This is a genomic window from Planococcus sp. TJ-307 (genome assembly GCF_058268435.1).
Window position 1 is genome coordinate 1,140,335 of the sequence record NZ_JBZDOJ010000001.1, and the last position, 22,647, is coordinate 1,162,981.

Genomic DNA, 22,647 nt, shown 5'->3' on the forward strand with positions numbered 1-22,647 from the left:
AGCGGCATGGGTGCATCAAATTGGGGAATGATCTGGACAGCAGTGATGCCGCTGGCTGTGATCCTCTATTATTTCTTTAGAAAAAAATACAGGGACCAACACGTATCCTCGACGCTTTTTTGGCAAGAACGGATGAAGGAGCTGCAAGCTTCCCCGTATTTGAAAAAACTGCAGCATCATTTATTGTTTTATTTGCAATTGGCAGCGCTTCTGCTGTGCGTACTGGCACTGCTTGGACCGTTTAGTGAGTCGGAAACACTGGCAGGCAATGATTTTATCTTTGTCGTGGATACTTCAGCGACGATGCTGGCCGGTTCGCCTTCTCATTTTGAAAAGCACCAGCAGGAGATGAAAAGTTTGGCTGCACAAGCGGGCGGCAAACCGGTAACGATCGTCACAACCGGCACCAGTCCAGAAGTGGTCCTCCGCAATGAGCAGGAACTGGAAGCGATTGAACAAGCAGTGGATCAATTAACGGTAAGCTATGAAGAGGCTGAAATGGAACAAACCGTTTTATTTGCCGATACCTTGGCCATCACTGATTCAACAGTTATCCACATTTTTACCGATAGCTTAGACCGTGAACTGTTGGCCAGTAAAACCGGACAAAGCTATCAAGTTCATGGCGTTTCTGATACACTCCGCAATGTTTCCATCCAACAGTTTGGTCTTTCCGAAGCGGAAGACGGTGTCCGTGGTATTGTTCAGCTAGTCAATGGCAGCGATGAAGCATTGCCCGCTACAGTCCGGCTGTCCGCTGGTGATATCGAAAAAACCATGGAAGTGGAGCTGGCAGCGGCTGAAGTACGATTGGTTCCTTTCGAAGATTTGCCAACTGAAAAAAGCTGGCAGGCGACTGTTGACGTGCAGGACGATTATGCAGCTGATAACACAATGGCTGCTTACTTAACGCCTCCGGGAGATGCGGTCGTCATTGATTCGGCATTGCATGAATTGATTGCCAGCGGCTTTCGTTCGCTTGACCTCGATGTTAACTTGTCTGAGGCAGCCCAATTGCAGCCAGATTCAGGATTGCCGATTGTGACCAATCAAAGCGAGTTATTGGAAGAAGAGGCACCCATCTTGTTAATCGGCCGCAATGATGAAACGGCAGTTGAAGTTTCAGGACAAATTGAAACGCAGGAACACCCGTTATTTGCGTATGCCGAACTGGAAGAAGTATTCGTTTCCCAACTGTATCCGCCTTTTAATGGCTATGAAACCATCGCATCGATTGATGGACAGCCTTTTATTCAATTGTCTCCAAAAGGCGATATCGTAGTATTGGCAGATGTTCAGTCGACAGATTGGCCACTTTCCCCGTCGTTTCCGTTATTCCTTTGGAGTGCCATGAACAGCTTATCCGGGGATGAGGAATTTCTTGGGTTTTTCCAGCCAAACGAACACCGCTCCGTGTCTCTGGCTTCCGACACCGGAGAGTGGGAAATCTTTAAAGATGGCGCATACAGCCATTCTTATATTGAAGGCAGTGGTCCACTTATTGCGCCTACCGAACCTGGAGTTTATGAGGTGATCGGAGATGCAGAGACGATGGCCTTAATTGTTCAACTTGCCAGCGAAGAGAAAACTTTGGCTGTGGGCTCAACATACACGATGGGCGCAGCAGAAACAGCTCAAGACACGGTCCGCTTTTCATTTGTGCCGTTTATTATCGCATTGATCCTGCTGCTGGTTATTGCGGAATGGGAGGTGTACCGCCGTGGAATTGCGACTCGATGAACCGCTTTGGCTCTTATTGCTTGTCCCGGCACTCCTCTATTTTGGCTGGTTTGGAATAAAAAATTTCAAAGCCAACTCCAAAATGGCGAAAACGGTTTATGTCCTCCGGATAGCGACTGTCGTTTTGTTGATTTTTGCGTTGGCAGTTCCTTCCCTGTTTCGCTCGGTGAAAGAGGAGCAGGTTATTTTTCTGCTTGATCGATCTGCTTCTCTGGAGGGAATGGAGACAGAGATGGCAGCTGCCGTAGAAACGGCGTTGTCAGCAAAAAAAGATCATCAATCGGTTGGGATTTATACGTTTGCTGAGGATTTTTTGAGTCTTGTGCCCATAACAACAAACCCTGACACTTTGCCTGCCGAACTGGCTGTAAGCCAAGAAGGGCACACCAATATTGCGCGTGCGCTGGAACTTGCTTCAAACAGCGGCGATACGGATCTGGCGACGCGTCTGGTCATCTTAACCGATGGCAATGAAACGCAGTCTTCGGCTCTGGAAAGTTTAAACCGCTTGGAATCTGAACGGCTGCAGGTAGATGTTTGGCCGGTCGAACAAACAGTACAAAACGATGTAGCCATCAGCCGTTTTGAAACCCCTTCGCGGGCATTTCTGGGGGAAGCGCAATCTTTTAATGTCACGGTCGATGCAGATGCAGCAGCTCAAGCGAGGTTGGTTTTTTCTGTAAATGACCGTGATTTGGATGCACTAGATATCGAATTGGCAGAGGGGCAAAACGTCTTTACTTATTCATATCCGGCAAATTCAGAAGGCCTCTTAAAATACGAAGTACGTTTGGAAACAGCGCAAGATGCATTTTTAGAAAATAATTCACTGGCCAGCCTCACCGAAGTATCTGGAAATCCAGATATCTTGGTGGTCAGCGGAGAAGAGGGCAGTCCGATACCCGCTTTATTAGACACAAACAACTTGCGCGTGACTGAGCTGGCTTCCGATCAATTGCCGACCAGCTTGTCTGCTATTCTTCGTTATGATTCCATTATTTTCGATAATGTTTCAGGTACATCGGTTGGTGAGCAGCAGATGAACATCATCGAACAAGCTGTTCAGCAATTTGGGGTTGGATTTATGATGGTCGGCGGTGAACAAAGCTTCGGCCTTGGCGGCTATTTTAAAACGCCTATTGAGCGCTTGCTGCCGGTTGAAATGGAAGTGAAAGGCAAGCACGAATTGCCTTCACTTGGGTTGATGATTGTGATGGATCGTTCCGGAAGCACGATGGGCATGAAAATGGAATTGGCGAAAGAAGCGGCAGCCCGTTCGGTTGAACTGCTTCGGCCGGACGATACATTGGGGGTCATCGCTTTTGACGATCAGCCGTGGGAAATTTTGCCGACAGCCAAAGTGACCGATCCACAAGAAGCTGTGGATAAAATTTTGGGCATTACCCCCGGCGGCGGGACTGAAATTTATCGCTCGTTGCAGCAGGCTTATATGGAATTGGAAAATTTGGAGTTGCAGCGAAAGCACATTATCCTGCTGACGGATGGCCAATCGGCAACTTCCAATGATTATGACGCATTGATTGAAGGCGGCAAAGACAATAACATCACCTTATCCACGGTCTCAATCGGACAGGATGCGGACCGGAATCTGCTGGAGCAATTGGCAAACACCGGAAGCGGCCGTTTTTACGATGTGACCGATGCCACAACGATTCCGGCTATCTTGTCGCGGGAAACCATCATGATGTCTCGCACATTCATTGTGGATGAACCTTTTTATCCAGTTGTTTATGACAGCCAGTGGAATGAGTTGTTTGGAGACGGTGTTCCTCAGTTAAACGCGTACATTGCAACGACAGCAAAAAGCACAGCAGCCGTTGCGTTGGAAAGCGAAGAAGGCGATCCGGTGCTTGCCAGCTGGAATTATGGTCTGGGCAAAACAGTCGCTTATACATCCGGAAGCGGTGCATGGAGCGGAGATTTCCAGAACTGGGACAGGTGGCCGGATTTTTGGAATCGCAGCGTTGCCGAGTTGCTGCCGGCGTTCGAAGAAATTCCCTACTCAGTGACCCGAAAAGAACAAGGAGTTTACACGGTTGAAGATCCTACACAAAGTTCAGCCATTCTGAACGTGACTGCAGTCGACGAGCAAGGCAATGAGCTTCCGCTGCAAACAGAGCCGGTAGCACCAGGCAAAGTGGATGTTAAAGTGGATGCCGATCCGGGATTGGTCTTTTTCAGTATCACGAATGAAAGCGGAGCCGCCTATAAAACGGGTCTGACGATCCCTTATGGCGACGAATACCGAACGGCAGACACAAACATGCCTTTATTGACAACGCTGGCTGAACGGACAGGTGGACAGGTATTGACCACCATGGAAGACGCCTTCCGTGATATGTCCTATACCAGTGGTACGATTCGCCCAGTTCAGCTGTTTCTGTTGTTGGCCGCTATGGTGCTGTTTTTCATTGATATCACGCTGCGGCGCTTTGGGTTGCCAAAGCCACTGACAAAAAGAAAAGCCGCAAGGGAAGAGGCTTCTTCTCCTGCGGCAATCGATCAATTAATAAAAGCGAAAAAGAGAAACTGACTCTTTTTCGCTTTTTATTTTTAGCTCCGGCTCGTGGCCAAAAGCTGCTGTTTTCGCATTGACCAGGTATTTGCGATAAAGAAACAAACGATCAAAATGGCAGTTCCTAAAATATAAGGATAGCTCATGTTGATATCAAACAAAACGCCGGCGAGTGCTGGGCCAATCATGTTGCCAAGGCTCATATAGGCATTGTTCATACCTGCTGCAAAACCTTGTTCATCTCCTGCCAATTTGGAAATCAAGGTATTGATGGCCGGACGGAGCAGGGAAGCGGCAGTGAAGAATACAGCTGAAACCAGTAAAATCGCCCAGAACGAACTGACAAACAAAATGCCAATCATTGCAGCTGCCGATACCAGCAAATTGACCAGAATGACTTTCATCTCGCCAAAGCGTTTAAAGAGCTTATCAATGACAAAGGTTTGGACAACTACCCCAACAAAACCGCCGACAGTGATGAGAATGGCAATTTCCTTTGGTGTAAATCCGAATTTCTTGTCTGCGTATAAGGCAATGGTCGACTGAAAGTTGGCTAAACCAAAAGCGAAAATAAACATCACCAGTAGCATAACAAAATAGGGTGTATAAGTGGAACGCTTCATCTGCTGAAGCAAGTTTTCTGATTTCGTATCGGCGGCCTTAATTGATGGGGCTACATTCGGCAGCACAGCAAAGGATATAAAGGCTGCAATCAGGGCTACGGCAGTGGCGATATAGAAAGGAAACTCTATGCTGACTTCTGCTAAAAATCCACCGATTCCAGGACCTATCATAAAGCCAAGAGACATTGAAGCGCCGAGCAAGCCCATCCCTCTTCCTCGCTCTTCATAAGTTGTGATATCCGCTACAAATGCCATCATTGGTGGGATTAAAAATGCTGCACCCAAACCACTGAAGAATCGGGCAAGGTAGAGAATCCATAAATGAGAGGCTAGTCCGAATGCCAGCTGGGATAAACCAAAAACAATCAAGCCAAAGATGATCAAGTTTTTTCGGCCATATTTATCGGAAAGCTGTCCGGACAATGGAGAAAAAAGAAATTGTGCTAAGGCAAAAGTGGCAATTAAAGTGCCAAGAGCTTGGCCGGCCACACCGAATGTATCGAGATAGGCAGGCATAATCGGGATAATCAGCCCGATCCCGCTCATAGCAATGAACATGTTGAACATCAGCACATAAAGTGCAAACTTATTGGATCTTACGGCCATGGAGAGACCTTCTTTCGTTGTTATTTCGACTCACTAAATTTTAGACTTTAGAATCTACATACTATACCCCAAATACACAAAAAAAAACAGGCAAAAGTTCTGCCTGTTAATTTTCCATATCCATTTTAAACTCCAAGAATAATTCATTGTACGTACCGAGCATTTCAAGACCTAGATTTTCGTACACTTCCAGACGTTCCCGGAGTTCTTCTGGTGGATAAAACCGCTCATCTCCCGTAACCTCAGGATCCATTAAAGCGATGGCCTGTTCGTTCGGTGTAGAGTAACCGACATAATCAGCGTTTTGTGCCGCGACTTCAGGGTCCAGCATAAAATTGATAAACGCATGTGCGCCTTCGACGTTGTCAGCTGTTGATGGAATGATCATGTTATCAAACCACAAATTTGAGCCTTCTTCTGGAACAGAATAATCGATGTCTTCGTTAATCCACATCATATCAGCCGCTTGTCCAGACCAAGTAACGGCGACAGCCGCTTCTTCGCGGCGCATCATTTCGACAATTTCATCCCCAATAATCGCTTTCACATTTGGCCCCATCGTTTTTAATTTGTCGGTAGCTTCACGCAGCTCATCCAAATCGGTTGAATTTAAGGAATAGCCTAAGCTGTTTAATCCCATGCCGATGACTTCGCGTGCACTATCGACCAAGATGACCTCCTGTTGGAGCGTTGGGTCCCATAAATCGTTCCAGCTCTCAAACGTTTGGCCTTCGAGCAAAGTGGGATTAAACGCGATGCCGACAGTTCCCCAAAAATAAGGAACGGAGTACTCATTGCCTGGATCAAACGGAAGGTCAAGAAAATACGGATCGATATTTTGCAAGTTTGGAATCAATTCGTGGTTGATCGGCTGCAGCAAATCATTATCTTTCATTTTTTCGATCGCATATTCAGAAGGCATAGCCACATCGTAAGTGGTGCCGCCTTGTTCGATTTTGGTCATCATCGATTCATTCGAATCAAAGGTTTCATAAACGACGGAAATATTGGTTTCTTCTTCAAACTGGTCAATCAGTTCAGGATCGATGTACTCGCCCCAATTGTAAACAGAAATGGTGCCGCCATCAGCTGTCGCTGAACTTCTTTCTAAGACATTGACGGTATACATAAGAATGGCCGATACAATAACAATAGCGATAGCGGCTCTGGTGATTTCCTTCATACGTTAGCACCTCCTGTTCCAGGCGGTTGTCCAGCCTTTTGAGTAAAGAAATAATAGCCCAGGACCAAGCCGAGCGTGACGACAAATATTAATGCGGAAAGAGCATTGATCGTCAAGGTAATTCCAGCGCGTGCCATGGAATAAATTTCAATTGACAGCGTCGAGAACCCGTTTCCTGTGACGAAAAAAGTGACGGCAAAATCGTCAAGTGAATAAGTCAAAGCAAGGAAAAATCCAGCAAAGATGCCCGGCTTGATATATGGAATGATGACGCGCGTTAAGATATCCCGTTTGGATGCCCCAAGGTCTGTAGCCGCATCAATGAGTGAACTGCTCATTTCCTGCAGTTTTGGCAAGACCATGATTACCACAATTGGAATGCTGAAAGCGATGTGGGAAATCAGAACGGAAGCAAAGCCAAGCTGGACGCCAATCATGGTGAACAGAATCAGGAAGGATGCTCCGATAATGACATCCGGACTGACAATCAAAATGGTGTTTAAGGACAACACGGCATTGCGTGTTTTGCGGTTCCGCAAAAATACGATGCCGATCGCGCCTAATACGCCAATCGCTGTTGAAATGAGAGAAGACAGTAAAGCCACTATCACGGTGTTCATCAAAATGATTAAGAGGCGGGTATCGTTAAAGACGGCACCGTAATGTTCCAGTGTAAATCCTTCAAAACTCGACATGGTGCCGCCGCTGTTAAAGGAATAAAAGATCAAATAGAAAATAGGGGCATAAAGAATGGCAAAGACGAGTGCCAAGTAAATTTTCGCCGGCTTACTTAGTTTTGCCATTGTGTGCACCTCCTTTTTCTTTTTGGCCAGTCAGCATCATGATGATGATCATAAACAAGATCAGGAACACAGCAATGGTCGATCCCATGCCCCAGTTTTGAGTGACCAGGAATTGCTGCTCGATGGCGGTACCGAGCGTGATGACTTTGTTGCCGGCAATCAGACGGGTGATGACGAATAGCGACAAGGCAGGGATGAATACGGCTTGCACGCCGGACTTGACGCCGTTGATTGCCAAGGGGAAAATCACCCGTCTGAACGTAGTGAACGATGAAGCACCCAAGTCGCGCGACGCATCGATCAATGCGGGATTGATTTTATCCAGTGAATTGAAAATCGGCAACACCATAAACGGAATGAAAATATAAACTGAAACAAAGATAAAACTGAAATCAGTAAACAAAATTTGCCAAGGTCCTGCACCAAAGCTTTGAAGCAGGTTGTTGGCTGGGCCGTACAAGCCGAAAATCCCAATAAAAGCATAAGCTTTCAGCAGCAAGTTGATCCAAGACGGAATGATAATCAGCAAAAGCCAAAGCTGTTTGTGCTTGGTTTTGGTTAGCCAATATGCTGTCGGATAAGCAATGACAATCGTAATTAAGGTAATCAGAAAAGCATACCAGAAAGAACTTAAAGTCATTCGCAAATAAACGGAAGAAAAGAAGTTCTGGTAGTTTTCCAGCGTAAATGCTCCACCTAAATCTAAAAACGAAAAATAGAAGATGAGCGCAATCGGTGCAATAACAAACAAGGCAATCCATAAATAGTAGGGAACAAGGTATAGCGGACGCGACGGGTTATCTTTCATTGGCTGCTGCTCCGTAGGACTCCAGTCGCGCATCGAATGCTTCTTCTGATTCGTTCAAGCGCATAACATGGATCGCTTCAGGCGAAAAGTCCAAGCCAATTTGAGAACCGACTTCTACTTTTTTCGTAGAATGGACGAGCCATTCGTTGCCTACTTCATCAATTGTGGAAATTTCAAAATGGACGCCGCGAAACAATTGCGTATCAACGGTAACGGCCATTTTCCCTGTACCGTTCGGTGTGATTTCCAAATCTTCCGGGCGAATGACGATTTCCACCTGCTCATGTGGAGTTAATCCAGCATCTACACATTCAAAATCTTTATTGGCAAAACGCACTTGGTAATCGGCAATCATTTCTCCACTGACGATATTCGATTCACCGATAAAATCTGCAACAAAGCGGTTGATGGGTTCGTCGTAAATGTCCATGGGATTTCCGCTTTGCTGGATTTGTCCGGCATTCATGACGAAAATTTCATCCGACATAGCGAGTGCTTCTTCTTGGTCATGTGTCACAAAAACAAAGGTTTTGCCTAAACGCTGCTGCAGTTCGCGCAATTCGTATTGCATCTCTGTCCGCAATTTCAGATCCAACGCAGAAAGCGGCTCATCAAGCAAAATAACTTCCGGGTCGTTGACAATGGCGCGTGCAATGGCGACGCGCTGGCGCTGGCCGCCTGACATTTCGGCAATTTCGCGTTGTTCATAGCCTTGCAGATTGACGAAAGCCAATGCTTCTTGCACCCGTCGCTCGACTTCAGGACCTTTAACTTTCTTGATGCGCAGCCCAAACGCAATGTTTTCAAAGACGTTTAAATGTGGAAATAACGCATAATCTTGGAACACTGTATTGACCTGGCGCTGATTGGCCGGAACAGTGTTCATTTTTTTATCTTCTATATAAATATCTCCACTGGTAGGTGTTGCAAATCCGGCAATCAACCGCAGGATGGTGGTTTTTCCGCAGCCTGAGGGGCCGAGCAATGTATAAAATTTTCCTTTTTCAAGTTCAAAGCTGACATTGTTCAAGACATTGCCGGCACCTTCATATGTCTGTGTGACATTTTCAAAGCGAATAATGGGTGTTTCAGTCATAAGATCCCTCCTAGATTATAAATAAGATTGTGTTGTAACAATGATCACTTCAGAAATGCCATCAAATGCATTGGTCAACTGGTGATGATCAGACGCTTCGTAGTAAATTGAATCACCGGCAGAGGCCGTGTATTGATGATCACCGATGTAGAGGAGGACTTTGCCCTCCAATACATAAATAAAGGTTTCAGCTGAAGACGGTTCAAACTTTTTGAATTCCCCTTGAACCTGCAACGTTAAGTAAACAGGCTCCATTTCTTTCTCGTTGGATGTGGGAATCAGCCATTCGACTTCATAACCGGCTTCTTCATCAATATGTGCGGTGTGGTCACCTGTAGAATATACGACTTTGATGTCGTGCTCATCCGAAAAAAACTCTTTTGGGGTCGTGCCTAATACTTCCAACAAGGTGAAAAAGGTTTCGATGGAGGGAGAGTTCGTATCCCGCTCCAGTTGTGAAATAAATCCTTTGCTTAAGTCTGTTCGTTTTCCCAGTTCTTCTTGAGTCAACCCATTCTTTAATCGAAGGCGCTTAATTTTGTTTCCGATTTCCATCAGAATTCTCCTCGATTCCTAATAAATGAATACATGCCGAAAGTTTAGTTAAAATATACTTTTAGTTTACTAATAGCATATATTCATTATACGAAACGATTTAAATATTTCAAGTCGGAATTTATTTTCAATAAGGGATTGTTATCTATTGCAATTTACCGGTGATTTTTACTATCATAGAGAAAGTGTGAAATTAATAATGGTATCTAGCTTTTAACAAGCTAATCGAACCTTTGACATGAACCATGAAAAATAAACCGAATTGATACGAATTGAAAAACCTAAGCTTCTTGAAATGGATACCAATGATTTTATACCATCGGCCCGTGAACACACCGGCGCTGAGAGATTCCGATTTTAACAGCTCGACCAAACTCTAGGAGTGATTAATGTGAACGGCAAAATGAACTTCTTTCTTGATCCGAAAAACCGGGTTATCCAAAAACCATCAATTATGAATTACAAACAAGACCAGCAAGGACTGTACCTCATAGCCGACAAGCGCTTTATTAACTGGATGGATGTCCATACGTATTGCCATACGTGTTTGGCAGCTTTGACTTTTGATGATGAATTTGATGCAAGTTATTGTGCCAGCTGCAATGAATGGCGCGAAGAACCGTGTACCGATATTAGTTGCGAGTATTGTGAAAACCGGCCGAAGCGCCCACTAGATCCCCGCCGATAAGCGGGGTTTTTTTCTGTCCGAATAAAGGCATTTGAAGACTTTTAGTCCTGGCTATCTATGTTAAGATGGAGCTACATGAATGATTTGGAGGATGGATATGAAAAAGGAATTTGTAGTCATTGGATTAGGCCGCTTTGGCGGCAGCATTGTAAGGGAATTGATTGAACAAGATGCTGACGTTATGGCAATTGACAAAGATTCAGAACGGGTGGATGAGTTTTCTGCTATTGCAACCCAAGCAGTTGTGGCAGACACGACAGACGAAACCGTATTAAAATCGCTGGGCATTCAAAATTTTGACCATGTCATTGTGGCGATTGGCGAAAATATTCAAGCCAGTATTTTAACAACCCTCATGCTAAAAGAAATTGGTGTAAAAAAAATTACCGTGAAGGCACAAAATGACTATCACGCGAAAGTGTTGGATAAAATTGGTGCAGATAAGGTGGTCCATCCAGAGCGTGACATGGGCATACGAATTGCTCACAACATTCTCTCCAACAACGTACTGGACTATTTGGAGCTGTCGGATGAACATTCCATCATGGAAATCAAAGCCAATCAAAAACTGGCAGGCTATACTTTGATTGGACTGGATATTCGGGCACGCTATGGCATAAACATCGTCGCTATAAAAAGGGGAGGGGACATTATTGTTTCCCCGCAGGCCGATATGGAAATTGAACAGGAAGATATTCTGATCATCATTGGTTCTGACGCAGATATCAATCGCTTTGAGAAGAAAATGATGAACTGATTCAGAACAGTGGATGTTAGCAGCAACACAAAAGAGCCGTCACGGATTGCATATCCGCAGCGGCTCTTTTTGTGTTGTACTCGTATAGTTAAAGATCCTGTGAAGGTAGATTGCAGCACAAAAAAAGTGCACGGGGTGTCAACAACCCGTGCACTATTAGAGACGAAATAGTTTTTAAATTAAACTTCCATAATTACCGGCAAAATCATTGGACGACGCTTTGTTTTTTCGTACAAATACGGTCCAAGAACGTCAGAAATGTCATTTTTCAGCTCTGCCCATTCGGTGTTTTTGCCGTGTATTTTTTTATTGAGGTGGCGATTCAGCATTTGCTGTGCCTCGTAGATCATTGTGCCGGATTCCCGCATGTAGACAAACCCACGAGAGATAATATCAGGACCGGAAACCATTTTGTTCTTTTGCATATCGACACTGACAACTACAATAACCAGACCTTCTTCAGAAAGGACACGTCGGTCACGCAGAACAATGTTGCCGATATCGCCGATTCCGCTGCCATCGATGTAAACATCACCAGAAGGAACGCGACCGGCAACAGATGCTTCGTCCTGCCCGAGAGCAAGAACCTCACCATTTTCCATGATAAAGGTGTTTTCTAGTGGAACGTCACATTCAACTGCTAATCCTGCATGCGTTTTTAACATGCGGTATTCACCGTGTATGGGCATGAAATATTTTGGTTTGATCAAACGGAGCATCAGTTTGTTTTCAGGCTCTGAACCATGGCCGGACGTATGGATGTTGTTAAGCGATCCGTGAATGACGTCTGCTCCGGCACGGAACAGCAAATTGATCGTACGGTTAACGCTGCTCGTATTGCCCGGTATCGGAGAAGACGAGAAAACAACCGTATCGTTTGGCTGAATTTGGATTTGTCGGTGAGTACCATTGGCGATTCTGGAAAGAGCGGCCATTGGTTCACCTTGTGAGCCGGTACAAAGAATTAAGACTTCGTTTGCTGGCAAGCGATTTAATGTTTGTGTATCAACGAATGCATCTTCCGGCGCGTTGATGTAACCAAGTTCACGGCCGATTGTCATGGCATTGTCCATGCTGCGTCCAAAGACGGCAATTTTGCGTCCTTGCGCAACCGCTTCATCCGTAACTTGCTGCAATCGATAAATATTTGAAGCAAAAGTTGCAAAAATCAAGCGGCCATCAATTTTTCTCATAATGTCTTTGATGGATTCGCCGACTTTGCGTTCGGACATGGTGAAATCAGGAACTTCAGCATTGGTGCTGTCAGACAGCAAACACAATACGCCTTCACTGCCAATTTGAGCCATTTTTAATAAATTGGCAGGTTCGCCTACTGGGGTGAAGTCAAACTTGAAATCGCCCGTATGAACAATATTGCCAGGTGGAGTTTTTACTACAACCCCAAAAGCATCAGGAATACTGTGAGTTGTGCTAAAAAAGCTAACGGCTGTTTTACGGAACTTGATGACATCGTCTTCTACAATTTCAGTCATTTTCGTTTGGCGAAGCAAGCCGTGTTCTTCCAATTTTTTGCGCAATAGGCCAAGAGCCAATTTGCCGCCATATACCGGGATATTAATTTTCTTCAGCAAATAGGGAATGCCGCCGATGTGATCTTCGTGGCCATGTGTAATGAAAAGGCCTTTAATTTTGTCGACATTTTTTACTAAGTAGGTGTAATCCGGAATAACATAATCGATTCCGAGCAAATCGTCTTCCGGGAATTTGATGCCGGCATCAATCAGGATAATTTCGTCCTGAAATTGTACACCGTACGTATTTTTGCCGATTTCACCCAGTCCGCCTAAGGCGAAAACAGCTGTTTGGTCGTTCTTAACAAATTTCATTATTATTCGAGGCTCTCAACTTCGTAATATTGGCCCGCTTGTTCATACTCGAGGTGATTGCCTTCCAGTAATTGAACAAGTTCAATATTGTAGTTGCGGTCTTTTAAATGGTGTCGGACTTCACGCTCGGATGCTGCCTCTACATAAAGGCTTTGGGTATTTTCACGAACTGGTACTTGAAAACGGTTTTCTTGGTAATATACTTTAAAAATCATTGTTTGCTCTCCTTTTTCCACGCTCAAATAAATGCACTTCCTTTATATTATCATGACATTAGACTAAAATAAAGAATAGCCCTCCTTATTTATAAAGAAGGGCGAAAACGTTTATGCAATTTTCTTTTTGTTCAAGATGCCATTGAGCTGTCTGAGAAGTTTTCTTTTCAAACGTTTCAGCATGGCTAACCACTCCTTATTGGAATTATACTGTTTTTTCTGATAATTGTAAAGAAGTCAAGCCTTGATTTAAAGACCTTAATTTAAAAGATGGGGGACTAAAAAATGCCTAAATTACTATTGTTAGATATTGATGGAACATTATTGGATTCACACAAAAAAATACCGGCCTCTGCAAAAAAAGCGTTGGAACAGGCACGAACGAATGGCCACGATTTAGCAATTGCTACCGGACGCGGTCCGTTCATGATCACAAAGTTACTAGAAGAACTTGATATCGACACGTACATTACATTCAATGGCCAATATATTGCCCATAAAGGACAAGCCATTCATAAAGAAGCGATTGATTCGGCTATGCTGACGAATATTTTTGAGTATGCAGAACAGCGCGACCACCCAATTGTGTTCATGAATGAAAAGAAAATGGTATCTTCTATTGATTTTCATCCCGATATTCACGAAAGCATTAAAACCTTGAAAATGCCTCATCCGGAAGTGGATAAGGAATTCTACTTGCACAATGAAATATACCAAGCGCTGGTATTTTGTGAAGAAGAAGACGAACAACAGTATCGGGATACCTTCAAGGAAGTCGATTTTGTCCGTTGGCACCGTGTGTCGTGCGACATTACGCCCAAAGGTGGAACAAAGGCAAGCGGCATCGAACATTTGATCCGTGCGACTGGCCATTCGATTGAAGATACCATTGCATTTGGAGACGGGCTGAACGACTTGCAGATGATGGATATTGCAGGTTACAGCGTAGCAATGGAAAATGGTCACGAAAAAACAAAAAAACGCGCCTCTTTCATCACCGACCACGTAGACAATGACGGCTTAGCAAAAGCATTCAAACATTTAAAATTGATTTAGTAAAGAAAAGCGAAGGCAGCCAGGTAGCTCTGCTGGGCATAAGACAGACCAGCGAAGTGGCGTTCTTTGCCACACAGCTGAGTTGGCTTATGACCCAAAGAGCTGGCTGCCGGAGTCTGGACACAAAGAAAAGCGGAAGCGCCCGTGTAGATTCGACGGGCATAAGACGCTCTGGCGAAGCGGTGTTTCTTCAGCCGCACAGCCAGAGTACTTATGACCCTAGAATCTGGGCGCTGGAGCTGGACAACAAAGAAAAGCGAAGGCAGCCAGGTAGCTCTGCTGGGCATAAGACAGACCAGTGAAGTGGCGTTCTTTGCCACACAGCTGGGTTGGCTTATGACCCAAAGAGCTGGCTGCCGGAGTCTAGACACAAAGAAAAGCGGAAGCGCCCGTGTAGATTCGACGGACATAAGACGCTCTGGCGAAGCAGGGGTCTTTGCCGCATAGAGCTACAAAAAGAGACTCGGCTTATTCAGCCGAGTCTCTTTCTATCGCGATCGCATTTTCAATTTCAGCAAATGGATTTTTTGAATCAATATGGTCAAAGAACATAACGCCGTTTAAATGATCGAGTTCGTGTTGGAATGCGATGGCAGGCAATCCCTTTAAACGCATTTTGATTTCTTCTCCATCTAAATTCAACGCTTTGATGGTTACCCGGGCATACCTTGGCACATAGCCTGGAATTGAGCGATCCACAGACAAACAACCTTCTCCAGCAGCTAAATATGCTTTTTCTACAGAATGGCTGATAATTTTTGGATTAACAGCAATCATGGTGAGATTTTCTCCAGAGCTTTCATCAAAATGGAGGGCGAAAATACGTTTCCCTTCATTTATTTGAGGGGCCGCAATGCCGACGCCGGGCCGCAAATCATATTTTTCAGCCAGCTCATCGTCTTGGCTGTTTATTACATATTCCAAAAGGTCTTCACCCAATTTACGATCTTCTTGAGATAGAGGGAATTTTACCTCTTCAGAACGTTTTCTGAGTGTAGGATGACCTTCACGTATAATGTCTTTCATTCGAATCAAGTGATTTCATCCTTTCAAAATGGCTTGCTATACTTTTAAGTATAACTCAACTCAGCAAAATTGAAAAAAGAAAATGCTGTTGGCTCAGTTGTATTTTATTCTTCTGCATACTATAGTTAATTCATGGGAATTGAGGGGTGAATCGGAATGAAAAAGGTTAAAATTATGGTCATGATCTCCAGCCTCCTGTTGTTGGCTGCGTGTTCAGGATCTGGAATTCGTGAAGATTTGGATCAAGTGCTAAATGACACGTTCGATGCCGAAGAAGGTTACCGATCAGTGCAGGGTGACTTGGAAGAGCGTGAAAAAACGGAGCAGCAGTTATTTGAAGAAATAATGGCATTGACACAAGAACAGCAGGACGAAGTAGCCGAACAGGCACAGGAAGCACTGGATTCAGCAGACGAACGGCTTGGCTTCTTGCAGACTGAAAAAGAGTCCATGCAGTTAGCCGAAGAGAATTTTGCTGAAATCGACAGCGTGATCGAATCAGCCGAAGAAGAATCTGTGGTAGCTGATTTAGAAGCGCTACAAGTGCAAATGCAAGAACGCTTTGCTTCACATGATGAATTTGCAGAAGCATACGAAGAGTTAATTGTTCATCAGAAGGAATTGTATGAGATGCTTATGGACGATGAAAGCACATTGCAAATGCTGCAAGAAAAGGCGACCGAAGTGAATGAGCAAAATGAGCAGGTGCAGATGGCTGTTACAGAGTTTAATGAATTAACCCAACAGGTAAATAACTTGAAGGACACTACATTGGAAAATTTAAGTGAAAGCACAGAATAAGCGGCCTTAGGGGTCGTTTTTTCTGTGTTATAAAAGATTTGTTCTTGTGTTCCTGTATTATAATACAGGGGATAAAAACTACTGGTACAGTTTGCGGAAACAGATTAATCTTTAACTTCCTGTGGGCCAATAATGTAAGGTTCTCTATGATTGACCGAGTTATTCTTGTAACGTATACTGATAAGGAATGCGAAATTGTATCATAATTTACAGGTAATTATTTTAATACAGATAAAAAAGGAGAGTTGCTTTTATGGCTGCGAAAAAAACACAGCAGTTTGATCCAGTGGAAACACTTAATGCAATAGAAGAAAAGTTTGAAATGGTTCAAATCTTGAACGAAGAAGGCGAAATCGTCAACGAAGAATCAGATCCGAAACTTTCGGATGAAGATCTTCAAGAATTAATGACTCGTATGGTATATACACGAATTCTTGATCAACGTTCGATTTCATTGAACCGTCAAGGACGTCTTGGTTTTTATGCTCCGACAGCAGGACAAGAAGCATCTCAATTGGCTTCTCATTTTGCTTTGACAAAAGAAGATTTCATTCTTCCAGGTTATCGTGATGTACCTCAATTGATCTGGCACGGCTGGCCTTTGCACCAGGCATTCCTTTTCTCGCGTGGACATTTCATGGGGAACCAGATGGCTGAAGGCTTGAACATTTTGCCTCCGCAAATTATTATCGGTGCTCAATTTATCCAGGCTACTGGAGTGGCACTTGGTATGCAAAAACGCAAAAAAGAAGCAGTTGCTGTAACGTACACAGGAGACGGTGGTTCTTCACAGGGCGATTTCTATGAAGGAATCAACTTTGCAGGCGCATTCCGCGCACCGGCTATTTTCATTGTGCAAAATAATCAGTATGCGATTTCTACGCCTCGCGAACTTCAAACTTCAGCGAAAACCATTGCTCAAAAAGCGGTATCTGCCGGAATTCCAGGCGTCTTAGTAGACGGTATGGATCCACTAGCAGTATATGCAGTAACACGCGACGCTCGCGAACGTGCGATTAAAGGCGACGGGCCAACGTTGATTGAAACACTTTGCTATCGTTATGGACCACATACTATGGCTGGTGATGATCCAACACGCTACCGTACTTCAGACATCGACAGCGAGTGGGAAAAGAAAGATCCGCTTGTTCGTTTCCGCAAATACCTGGAAGCAAAAGGCATCTGGGATGAAGCGAAAGAAAACGAAGTAATCGAGAAAGCCAAAGAAGAAATTAAAGCAGCAATCAAAAAAGCTGACGGCGCTCCGAAACAGAAAGTATCTGATCTATTAGAGATCATGTACGAAGACGTGCCGTTTAATGTTCAGGAACAGTTGGATATTTATAAAGCAAAGGAGTCGAAGTAAGCCATGGCACAATTAACAATGATCCAAGCGATTACCGAAGCTCTGAAAACAGAGATGCAAAACGATGAAAACGTTTTGGTTTTCGGTGAAGATGTAGGTAACAATGGCGGTGTATTCCGTGCAACAGAAGGTTTGCAGAAAGAATTTGGAGAAGACCGTGTTTTTGACACGCCTTTAGCTGAATCAGGCATCGGCGGTTTAGCAATTGGTTTGGCTTTGCAGGGCTACCGTCCTGTTCCGGAAATTCAGTTTTTTGGATTCGTCTTCGAAGTAATGGATTCAATCAGCGGACAGATGGCTCGCATGCGTTTCCGCAGCGGCGGCAGTCTGAACTCTCCTGTAACAATCCGCTCACCATTCGGCGGCGGTGTTCATACACCTGAAATGCACGCGGATTCATTAGAAGGACTAATGGCGGCTCAGCCTGGCTTAAAAGTGGTCATTCCTTCGACTCCGTACGATGCAAAAGGCTTGCTGATTTCAGCAATACGCGACAACGATCCTGTTATTTTCCTTGAACACATGAAATTGTATCGTTCTTTCCGCCAGGAAGTGCCGGAAGAAGAGTACACAATTCCACTGGGTAAAGCGGATGTAAAGCGTGAAGGTACAGATTTAACAATCATCGCTTATGGCGCAATGGTACAAGAAAGCATCAAAGCAGCAGAAGAGCTTGAAAAAGAAAACTATTCGGTTGAAGTGGTCGATCTGCGCACCATCCAGCCGCTTGATATTGAAACAATCATTGCTTCAGTTGAAAAAACTGGCCGTGCTATGGTCGTTCAGGAAGCTCAAAAACAAGCTGGAATTGCAGCGGGTGTCGTAGCTGAAATTACGGACCGTGCAATTTTGACATTAGAAGCGCCTGTTCTGCGTGTTACTGCACCAGACTCTGTATTCCCATTCTCACAAGCAGAACAAGTTTGGTTGCCGAACTCAAAAGATATAGTAGAAACAGCGAAGAAAGTACTTACTTTCTAAAATTAGACAGAACCGAAAGGGTGATATAAATGGCTTTTGAATTTCGTTTACCGGATATCGGTGAAGGTATCCACGAAGGTGAAATTGTAAAATGGTTCGTTAAAGCAGGAGACACAATCGAAGAAGACGATATTCTTGTTGAAGTGCAAAATGACAAGGCTGTCGTTGAGATTCCGTCACCAGTTTCAGGAACAATTGAAGAAGTATTGGTCGAAGAGGGAACTGTTGCAGTAGTTGGGGACATCTTGATTCGCATTGATGCACCTGATGCTGAAGAAATGAACTTTAAAGGAGACCACGGCGACAAAAAAGAAGCCGCTCCAGAAGTAAAAGAAGAAACAGAAGAGTTAGTGCAGTCTGGTACAGCAGAAGCTGGACAGGATGTAGACAAAGCACCAGCTAAAGAAGAAGAGCCAAAAGAACAGACAGGCGCTGGAGCTCAGCCTCAAGCTGACACAACAGAAGAGTCTGATCCCAATGCACGTGTGATTTCAATGCCTTCTGTCCGTAAATTTGCGCGTGACAATGACGTCAACATTAAACAAGTTTCCGGATCTGGCAACAACGGCCGCATACTTAAAGAAGATGTTGAAGCATTCATGAACGGCGATCAGAAATCAGCAGCACCTGCAGCTTCTGAAGAAGCGACACAAGAAGCTGCACAAGCAGACACTGACAAAGCGGCACCGGCACCTAAAGCAGCAGCAGCTCCTGAAGGTGAATTCCCTGAAACGCGTGAGAAGATGTCTGGTATCCGCAAAGCAATCGCAAAAGCGATGGTTCACTCTAAGCATACCGCTCCTCACGTTACGTTAATGGATGAGGTTGATGTTACTGAATTGGTCGCACACCGCAAAAAGTTCAAAGACATCGCAGCAGAAAAAGAAATCAAACTGACTTATTTGCCGTATGTGGTAAAAGCATTGGTCAGCACATTGCGTGAATTCCCAGCCTTGAACACATCATTTGATGATGAAACAAGCGAAATTATCCAGAAACATTATTTCAATATCGGCATCGCAGCTGATACGGAAAAAGGCTTAATGGTTCCAGTGATCAAAAACGCAGACCGCAAATCAGTATTTGCAATTTCTGATGAAATCAATGGCTTGGCAACAAAAGCACGTGATGGCAAACTATCTGCTGCTGAAATGAAAGGCGCGTCATGCTCGATTACAAACATCGGGTCTGCTGGCGGACAATGGTTTACTCCGGTTATCAACCATCCTGAGGTTGCAATCCTTGGAATTGGCCGTATTGCTGAAAAACCTGTAATTAAAAATGGTGAAATTGTAGCGGCACCTGTGTTAGCATTGTCATTGAGCTTTGATCACAGAATGATCGATGGAGCAACAGCGCAGCATGCATTAAATCACATTAAACGTTTATTAAGTCAACCTGAATTATTATTAATGGAGGCGTAAAACTTATGGTAGTAGGAGATTTTCCGATCGAAACAGACACGCTCGTAATTGGCTCAGGCCCTGGCGGCTATGTTGCAGCAATCCGTGCAGCTCAAACTGGCCAGAAAGTAACAATCGTAGAAAAAGAGTACATTGGCGGCGTTTGCTTGAATGTCGGCTGTATCCCTTCAAAAGCGATGATTTCTGTTGGGCACCGTTTTGAGGAAGCTCAGCATTCAGAAGACATGGGAATTGTCGCAAAAGAAGTTTCACTTAACTTTGAAAAAGCACAAGCCTTTAAAGATGGCGTTGTCAAGAAATTGACTGGCGGCGTTGAGTCTCTTCTAAAAGGCAACAAAGTTGAAATTGTACGCGGAGAAGCTTATTTCGTTGATGAAAATACGGTAAAAGTGATGGATGATAAGTCTTCACAAACGTATAAATTCAAAAATGCGATTATCGCAACTGGATCTCGTCCAGTGGAAATCCCGACGTTTAAATTTACAAAACGCGTAATCAATTCAACTGGAGCTTTGGCACTTACTGAGCTTCCGAAAAAACTTGTCGTTATCGGCGGTGGGTATATCGGTACTGAGCTTGGTACTGCATTTGCAAACATGGGATCTGAAGTAACAATCCTTGAAGGTGCACCGGACATCCTGGCTGGATTTGAAAAGCAAATGACAGCAATCGTCAAAAAAGGATTGAAGAAAAAAGGCGTTGAAGTGATTACTAAAGCATCTGCTAAAGGTGTAGAAGAAACAGATTCAGGAGTTACAGTATCTTACGAAGCAGGCGGAGAAGAAAAAACGCTTGAAGCTGATTATGTACTAGTAACAGTTGGCCGTCGTCCAAATACAGACGAAATGGGTCTTGAAGAGTTGAACTTGAACATGTCCGATCGCGGCTTGATCGAAGTCGACAAACAATGCCGCACAAACATTTCAAACATTTATGCAATCGGCGACGTGGTTGCCGGACTTCAATTGGCGCACAAAGCGTCATACGAAGGTAAAGTTGCTGCAGAAGCAATTGCAGGTGAGAAGTCTGAAGTTGATTATATGGCGATTCCAGCGGTCTGCTTTACAGATCCTGAACTTGCAAGCGTCGGCTTGTCAGAAGAGCAGGCAAAAGAAGAAGGATTCGAAGCTGCGGCTGCGAAATTCCCATTTGCTGCTAACGGCCGTGCGCTTTCATTAAATGCAACAGAAGGATTCGTGAAACTGGTTTCACGCAAATCTGACGGCTTGTTGTTAGGCGCACAAATTGTTGGAGCAGGCGCATCAGATATGATCGCTGAGCTTGGTCTTGCTATTGAAGCTGGAATGACAGTGGAAGATATCGCAATGACAATCCATGCTCACCCAACACTTGCTGAAATTACAATGGAAGCTGCAGAAGTAGCTCTTGGAACACCAATTCACATTATCAAATAAATAATAGGGAGCCGCAATTGCGGCTTCTTTTTTATTTGGTAAAAATTTTCTTCTCATGGTAAGATTTGTGTAGTAAAGGGGTGTTTAGTTTGATACATAGAAGATGGACTGCGTTTGCAACAGCATTATTGCTACTGACTGCATGCGGACAAGCAAATGAGGCATCGCCTGAAAAAGAAATTGAGACTGCGGAAGAGCCTGCAGTTGCTGAAGAAGCATCAACAGTGGCTGAGAAAGTAGAAGAAGCCGTTGAAAGCGATGGAGGGGCCGTTGAAGATAAAGAAGAACCAGAAGAAGTGAACACACCTGAACCACAATACCGGATCAATCCGGCAAATTGGTCCGTGCAGCCAATCGATGATGCCGCAGAAAAAGTTGTGCTGTTGACGATTGACGATGCGCCTGACAAGCATGCAATGGAAATGGCAGAAATGCTGGAAAGCCAAAATATTCCGGCCATTTTTTTCGTCAATGGTCATTTTTTAAATACTGATGAAGAAAAACAGCAGCTAAAGCAATTGCATGAAATGGGATTCGCGATTGGCAACCATACCAATAGCCATCCAAATTTAAGAGATATAACCGAGCAGCAGCAGCGGGAAGAAATTTTACAGTTAAGTGAAACGATTGAACAGATTATTGGAGAAAAACCGAAATTTTTCCGTGCACCCCATGGAGCCAATACCGATTTCAGCAAACAGCTGGTAGAAGAACAGGAAATGGTGCTCATGAATTGGACCTACGGCTATGACTGGGAACAGCAATACCAAAATGCGCAATCTTTAACAGATATCATGGTCAATACAGAATTCTTGAACAATGGTGCCAATTTGCTCATGCACGACCGCGAATGGACTTCAGAAGCACTCCCAGAAATTATTCAAGGGTTAAAGGACAAGGGTTATGATTTTGTAGATCCTGCAGCTATAGAAGGCATTTAAAAAGATCCAAGAGCAAGGGCTCTTGGATCTTTCAGACTGTAGAAAAAGGTTTACCAAAATAAATGGCCGTGCATAACCCAACCGGTCTGGCCACTTCGCTTTCCGTGGGCTCAGCTTCAGCCTCCTCGTCACTTTCGTTCCTGCGGGGTCTTCAGCTTTCGCTGGGCCACAGGAGTCTGC

General features: G+C 44.4%; 21 protein-coding genes. 12 read left to right on the forward strand and 9 right to left on the reverse strand.

Going from position 1 to position 22,647, the window contains the following annotated elements:
* The first annotated feature begins 6 nt into the window (after positions 1-6).
* Both AC4EHK_RS05480 and AC4EHK_RS05485 read left to right on the forward strand, forming a co-directional pair.
* Positions 7-1,740 (forward strand): vWA domain-containing protein, encoded by a 1,734-nt coding sequence (locus tag AC4EHK_RS05480; protein WP_490977774.1) that lies wholly within the window; start codon positions 7-9, stop codon positions 1,738-1,740.
* Positions 1,721-4,294, forward strand: coding sequence for a VWA domain-containing protein (locus tag AC4EHK_RS05485; RefSeq protein ID WP_490977775.1), 2,574 nt, complete (start codon positions 1,721-1,723; stop codon positions 4,292-4,294). Before AC4EHK_RS05480 ends, AC4EHK_RS05485 begins: the two co-directional genes overlap by 20 nt.
* Before the next feature lie 20 nt (positions 4,295-4,314).
* On the opposite strand, the gene AC4EHK_RS05490 is transcribed toward AC4EHK_RS05485, so the two are convergent.
* From AC4EHK_RS05490 to AC4EHK_RS05515, 6 genes are all read right to left on the reverse strand, one after another.
* The gene (locus AC4EHK_RS05490; RefSeq protein WP_490977776.1) at positions 4,315-5,505 is read right to left on the reverse strand and encodes an MFS transporter; all 1,191 of its coding nucleotides are present in this window, start codon (positions 5,503-5,505) and stop codon (positions 4,315-4,317) included.
* Between the two features lie 106 nt (positions 5,506-5,611).
* Entirely contained in the window at positions 5,612-6,688 is a 1,077-nt protein-coding gene (locus AC4EHK_RS05495; RefSeq protein WP_490977777.1) for an ABC transporter substrate-binding protein, read from the reverse strand.
* Positions 6,685-7,491, reverse strand: a complete 807-nt coding sequence (locus AC4EHK_RS05500; RefSeq protein WP_490977778.1) for an ABC transporter permease — start codon at positions 7,489-7,491, stop codon at positions 6,685-6,687. Before AC4EHK_RS05500 ends, AC4EHK_RS05495 begins: the two co-directional genes overlap by 4 nt.
* A complete protein-coding gene (locus AC4EHK_RS05505; protein ID WP_490977779.1) occupies positions 7,475-8,299 on the reverse strand; it encodes an ABC transporter permease in 825 nt (274 codons plus the stop codon). Before AC4EHK_RS05505 ends, AC4EHK_RS05500 begins: the two co-directional genes overlap by 17 nt.
* A complete protein-coding gene (locus AC4EHK_RS05510) occupies positions 8,289-9,395 on the reverse strand; it encodes an ABC transporter ATP-binding protein (RefSeq protein WP_490977780.1) in 1,107 nt (368 codons plus the stop codon). Before AC4EHK_RS05510 ends, AC4EHK_RS05505 begins: the two co-directional genes overlap by 11 nt.
* 15 nt (positions 9,396-9,410) lie before the next feature.
* Positions 9,411-9,950: a helix-turn-helix domain-containing protein gene (locus AC4EHK_RS05515; RefSeq protein ID WP_490977781.1), complete on the reverse strand. Its 540-nt coding sequence runs from the start codon at positions 9,948-9,950 to the stop codon at positions 9,411-9,413.
* Between the two features lie 391 nt (positions 9,951-10,341).
* Here AC4EHK_RS05515 and AC4EHK_RS05520 point away from each other — a divergent pair, with 391 nt between their 5' ends.
* Positions 10,342-10,638, forward strand: coding sequence for a hypothetical protein (locus AC4EHK_RS05520; protein WP_490977782.1), 297 nt, complete (start codon positions 10,342-10,344; stop codon positions 10,636-10,638).
* 97 nt (positions 10,639-10,735) lie between these two features.
* Positions 10,736-11,395, forward strand: a complete 660-nt coding sequence (locus AC4EHK_RS05525; protein ID WP_490977783.1) for a potassium channel family protein — start codon at positions 10,736-10,738, stop codon at positions 11,393-11,395.
* A 179-nt stretch (positions 11,396-11,574) separates the two neighbouring features.
* On the opposite strand, the gene rnjA is transcribed toward AC4EHK_RS05525, so the two are convergent.
* A complete protein-coding gene (gene rnjA / locus AC4EHK_RS05530) occupies positions 11,575-13,242 on the reverse strand; it encodes a ribonuclease J1 (RefSeq protein ID WP_490977784.1) in 1,668 nt (555 codons plus the stop codon).
* A gap of 2 nt (positions 13,243-13,244) precedes the next feature.
* The gene (locus AC4EHK_RS05535; protein ID WP_490977785.1) at positions 13,245-13,457 is read right to left on the reverse strand and encodes a DNA-dependent RNA polymerase subunit epsilon; all 213 of its coding nucleotides are present in this window, start codon (positions 13,455-13,457) and stop codon (positions 13,245-13,247) included.
* Positions 13,458-13,742: 285 nt separating this feature from the next.
* Between AC4EHK_RS05535 and AC4EHK_RS05540 the strand changes: the two genes are divergently transcribed.
* Both AC4EHK_RS05540 and AC4EHK_RS05545 read left to right on the forward strand, forming a co-directional pair.
* Positions 13,743-14,513: a Cof-type HAD-IIB family hydrolase gene (locus AC4EHK_RS05540; protein WP_490977786.1), complete on the forward strand. Its 771-nt coding sequence runs from the start codon at positions 13,743-13,745 to the stop codon at positions 14,511-14,513.
* 213 nt (positions 14,514-14,726) lie between these two features.
* Positions 14,727-14,960 carry a hypothetical protein gene (locus tag AC4EHK_RS05545; protein ID WP_490977787.1) on the forward strand — a complete coding sequence of 78 codons (234 nt, stop codon included), beginning with the start codon at positions 14,727-14,729 and terminating at the stop codon, positions 14,958-14,960.
* A gap of 21 nt (positions 14,961-14,981) precedes the next feature.
* On the opposite strand, the gene def is transcribed toward AC4EHK_RS05545, so the two are convergent.
* The gene (def, locus tag AC4EHK_RS05550; protein WP_490977788.1) at positions 14,982-15,548 is read right to left on the reverse strand and encodes a peptide deformylase; all 567 of its coding nucleotides are present in this window, start codon (positions 15,546-15,548) and stop codon (positions 14,982-14,984) included.
* A gap of 147 nt (positions 15,549-15,695) precedes the next feature.
* Here def and AC4EHK_RS05555 point away from each other — a divergent pair, with 147 nt between their 5' ends.
* From AC4EHK_RS05555 to AC4EHK_RS05580, 6 genes are all read left to right on the forward strand, one after another.
* Positions 15,696-16,340 carry a YkyA family protein gene (locus AC4EHK_RS05555; protein ID WP_490977789.1) on the forward strand — a complete coding sequence of 215 codons (645 nt, stop codon included), beginning with the start codon at positions 15,696-15,698 and terminating at the stop codon, positions 16,338-16,340.
* Between the two features lie 253 nt (positions 16,341-16,593).
* On the forward strand, positions 16,594-17,706 hold the full coding sequence (gene pdhA, locus AC4EHK_RS05560; RefSeq protein ID WP_490977790.1) for a pyruvate dehydrogenase (acetyl-transferring) E1 component subunit alpha: 1,113 nt from the start codon (positions 16,594-16,596) through the stop codon (positions 17,704-17,706).
* 3 nt (positions 17,707-17,709) lie between these two features.
* The gene (locus AC4EHK_RS05565; RefSeq protein WP_490977791.1) at positions 17,710-18,687 is read left to right on the forward strand and encodes an alpha-ketoacid dehydrogenase subunit beta; all 978 of its coding nucleotides are present in this window, start codon (positions 17,710-17,712) and stop codon (positions 18,685-18,687) included.
* 29 nt (positions 18,688-18,716) lie between these two features.
* Positions 18,717-20,111 (forward strand): dihydrolipoamide acetyltransferase family protein, encoded by a 1,395-nt coding sequence (locus AC4EHK_RS05570; RefSeq protein WP_490977792.1) that lies wholly within the window; start codon positions 18,717-18,719, stop codon positions 20,109-20,111.
* A 5-nt stretch (positions 20,112-20,116) separates the two neighbouring features.
* Positions 20,117-21,526, forward strand: coding sequence for a dihydrolipoyl dehydrogenase (lpdA, locus tag AC4EHK_RS05575; protein ID WP_142826201.1), 1,410 nt, complete (start codon positions 20,117-20,119; stop codon positions 21,524-21,526).
* Positions 21,527-21,615: 89 nt separating this feature from the next.
* Positions 21,616-22,467 (forward strand): polysaccharide deacetylase family protein, encoded by an 852-nt coding sequence (locus AC4EHK_RS05580; protein ID WP_490977793.1) that lies wholly within the window; start codon positions 21,616-21,618, stop codon positions 22,465-22,467.
* Positions 22,468-22,647: the final 180 nt, after the last annotated feature.

What these genes read in the sequence shown, in the direction of transcription:
- AC4EHK_RS05570 (WP_490977792.1), top strand. Translation starts at nt 18,717, where the DNA reads ATGGCTTTTGAATTTCGTTTACCGGATATCGGTGAAGGTATCCACGAA.
- lpdA (WP_142826201.1), top strand. Translation starts at nt 20,117, where the DNA reads ATGGTAGTAGGAGATTTTCCGATCGAAACAGACACGCTCGTAATTGGC.
- AC4EHK_RS05505 (WP_490977779.1), bottom strand. Translation starts at nt 8,299, where the DNA reads ATGAAAGATAACCCGTCGCGTCCGCTATACCTTGTTCCCTACTATTTA.
- AC4EHK_RS05540 (WP_490977786.1), top strand. Translation starts at nt 13,743, where the DNA reads ATGCCTAAATTACTATTGTTAGATATTGATGGAACATTATTGGATTCA.
- AC4EHK_RS05510 (WP_490977780.1), bottom strand. Translation starts at nt 9,395, where the DNA reads ATGACTGAAACACCCATTATTCGCTTTGAAAATGTCACACAGACATAT.
- AC4EHK_RS05535 (WP_490977785.1), bottom strand. Translation starts at nt 13,457, where the DNA reads ATGATTTTTAAAGTATATTACCAAGAAAACCGTTTTCAAGTACCAGTT.
- AC4EHK_RS05515 (WP_490977781.1), bottom strand. Translation starts at nt 9,950, where the DNA reads ATGGAAATCGGAAACAAAATTAAGCGCCTTCGATTAAAGAATGGGTTG.
- AC4EHK_RS05480 (WP_490977774.1), top strand. Translation starts at nt 7, where the DNA reads ATGGGTGCATCAAATTGGGGAATGATCTGGACAGCAGTGATGCCGCTG.
- AC4EHK_RS05555 (WP_490977789.1), top strand. Translation starts at nt 15,696, where the DNA reads ATGAAAAAGGTTAAAATTATGGTCATGATCTCCAGCCTCCTGTTGTTG.
- AC4EHK_RS05495 (WP_490977777.1), bottom strand. Translation starts at nt 6,688, where the DNA reads ATGAAGGAAATCACCAGAGCCGCTATCGCTATTGTTATTGTATCGGCC.
- AC4EHK_RS05500 (WP_490977778.1), bottom strand. Translation starts at nt 7,491, where the DNA reads ATGGCAAAACTAAGTAAGCCGGCGAAAATTTACTTGGCACTCGTCTTT.
- AC4EHK_RS05565 (WP_490977791.1), top strand. Translation starts at nt 17,710, where the DNA reads ATGGCACAATTAACAATGATCCAAGCGATTACCGAAGCTCTGAAAACA.
- AC4EHK_RS05490 (WP_490977776.1), bottom strand. Translation starts at nt 5,505, where the DNA reads ATGGCCGTAAGATCCAATAAGTTTGCACTTTATGTGCTGATGTTCAAC.
- pdhA (WP_490977790.1), top strand. Translation starts at nt 16,594, where the DNA reads ATGGCTGCGAAAAAAACACAGCAGTTTGATCCAGTGGAAACACTTAAT.
- rnjA (WP_490977784.1), bottom strand. Translation starts at nt 13,242, where the DNA reads ATGAAATTTGTTAAGAACGACCAAACAGCTGTTTTCGCCTTAGGCGGA.
- AC4EHK_RS05525 (WP_490977783.1), top strand. Translation starts at nt 10,736, where the DNA reads ATGAAAAAGGAATTTGTAGTCATTGGATTAGGCCGCTTTGGCGGCAGC.
- AC4EHK_RS05545 (WP_490977787.1), top strand. Translation starts at nt 14,727, where the DNA reads ATGACCCTAGAATCTGGGCGCTGGAGCTGGACAACAAAGAAAAGCGAA.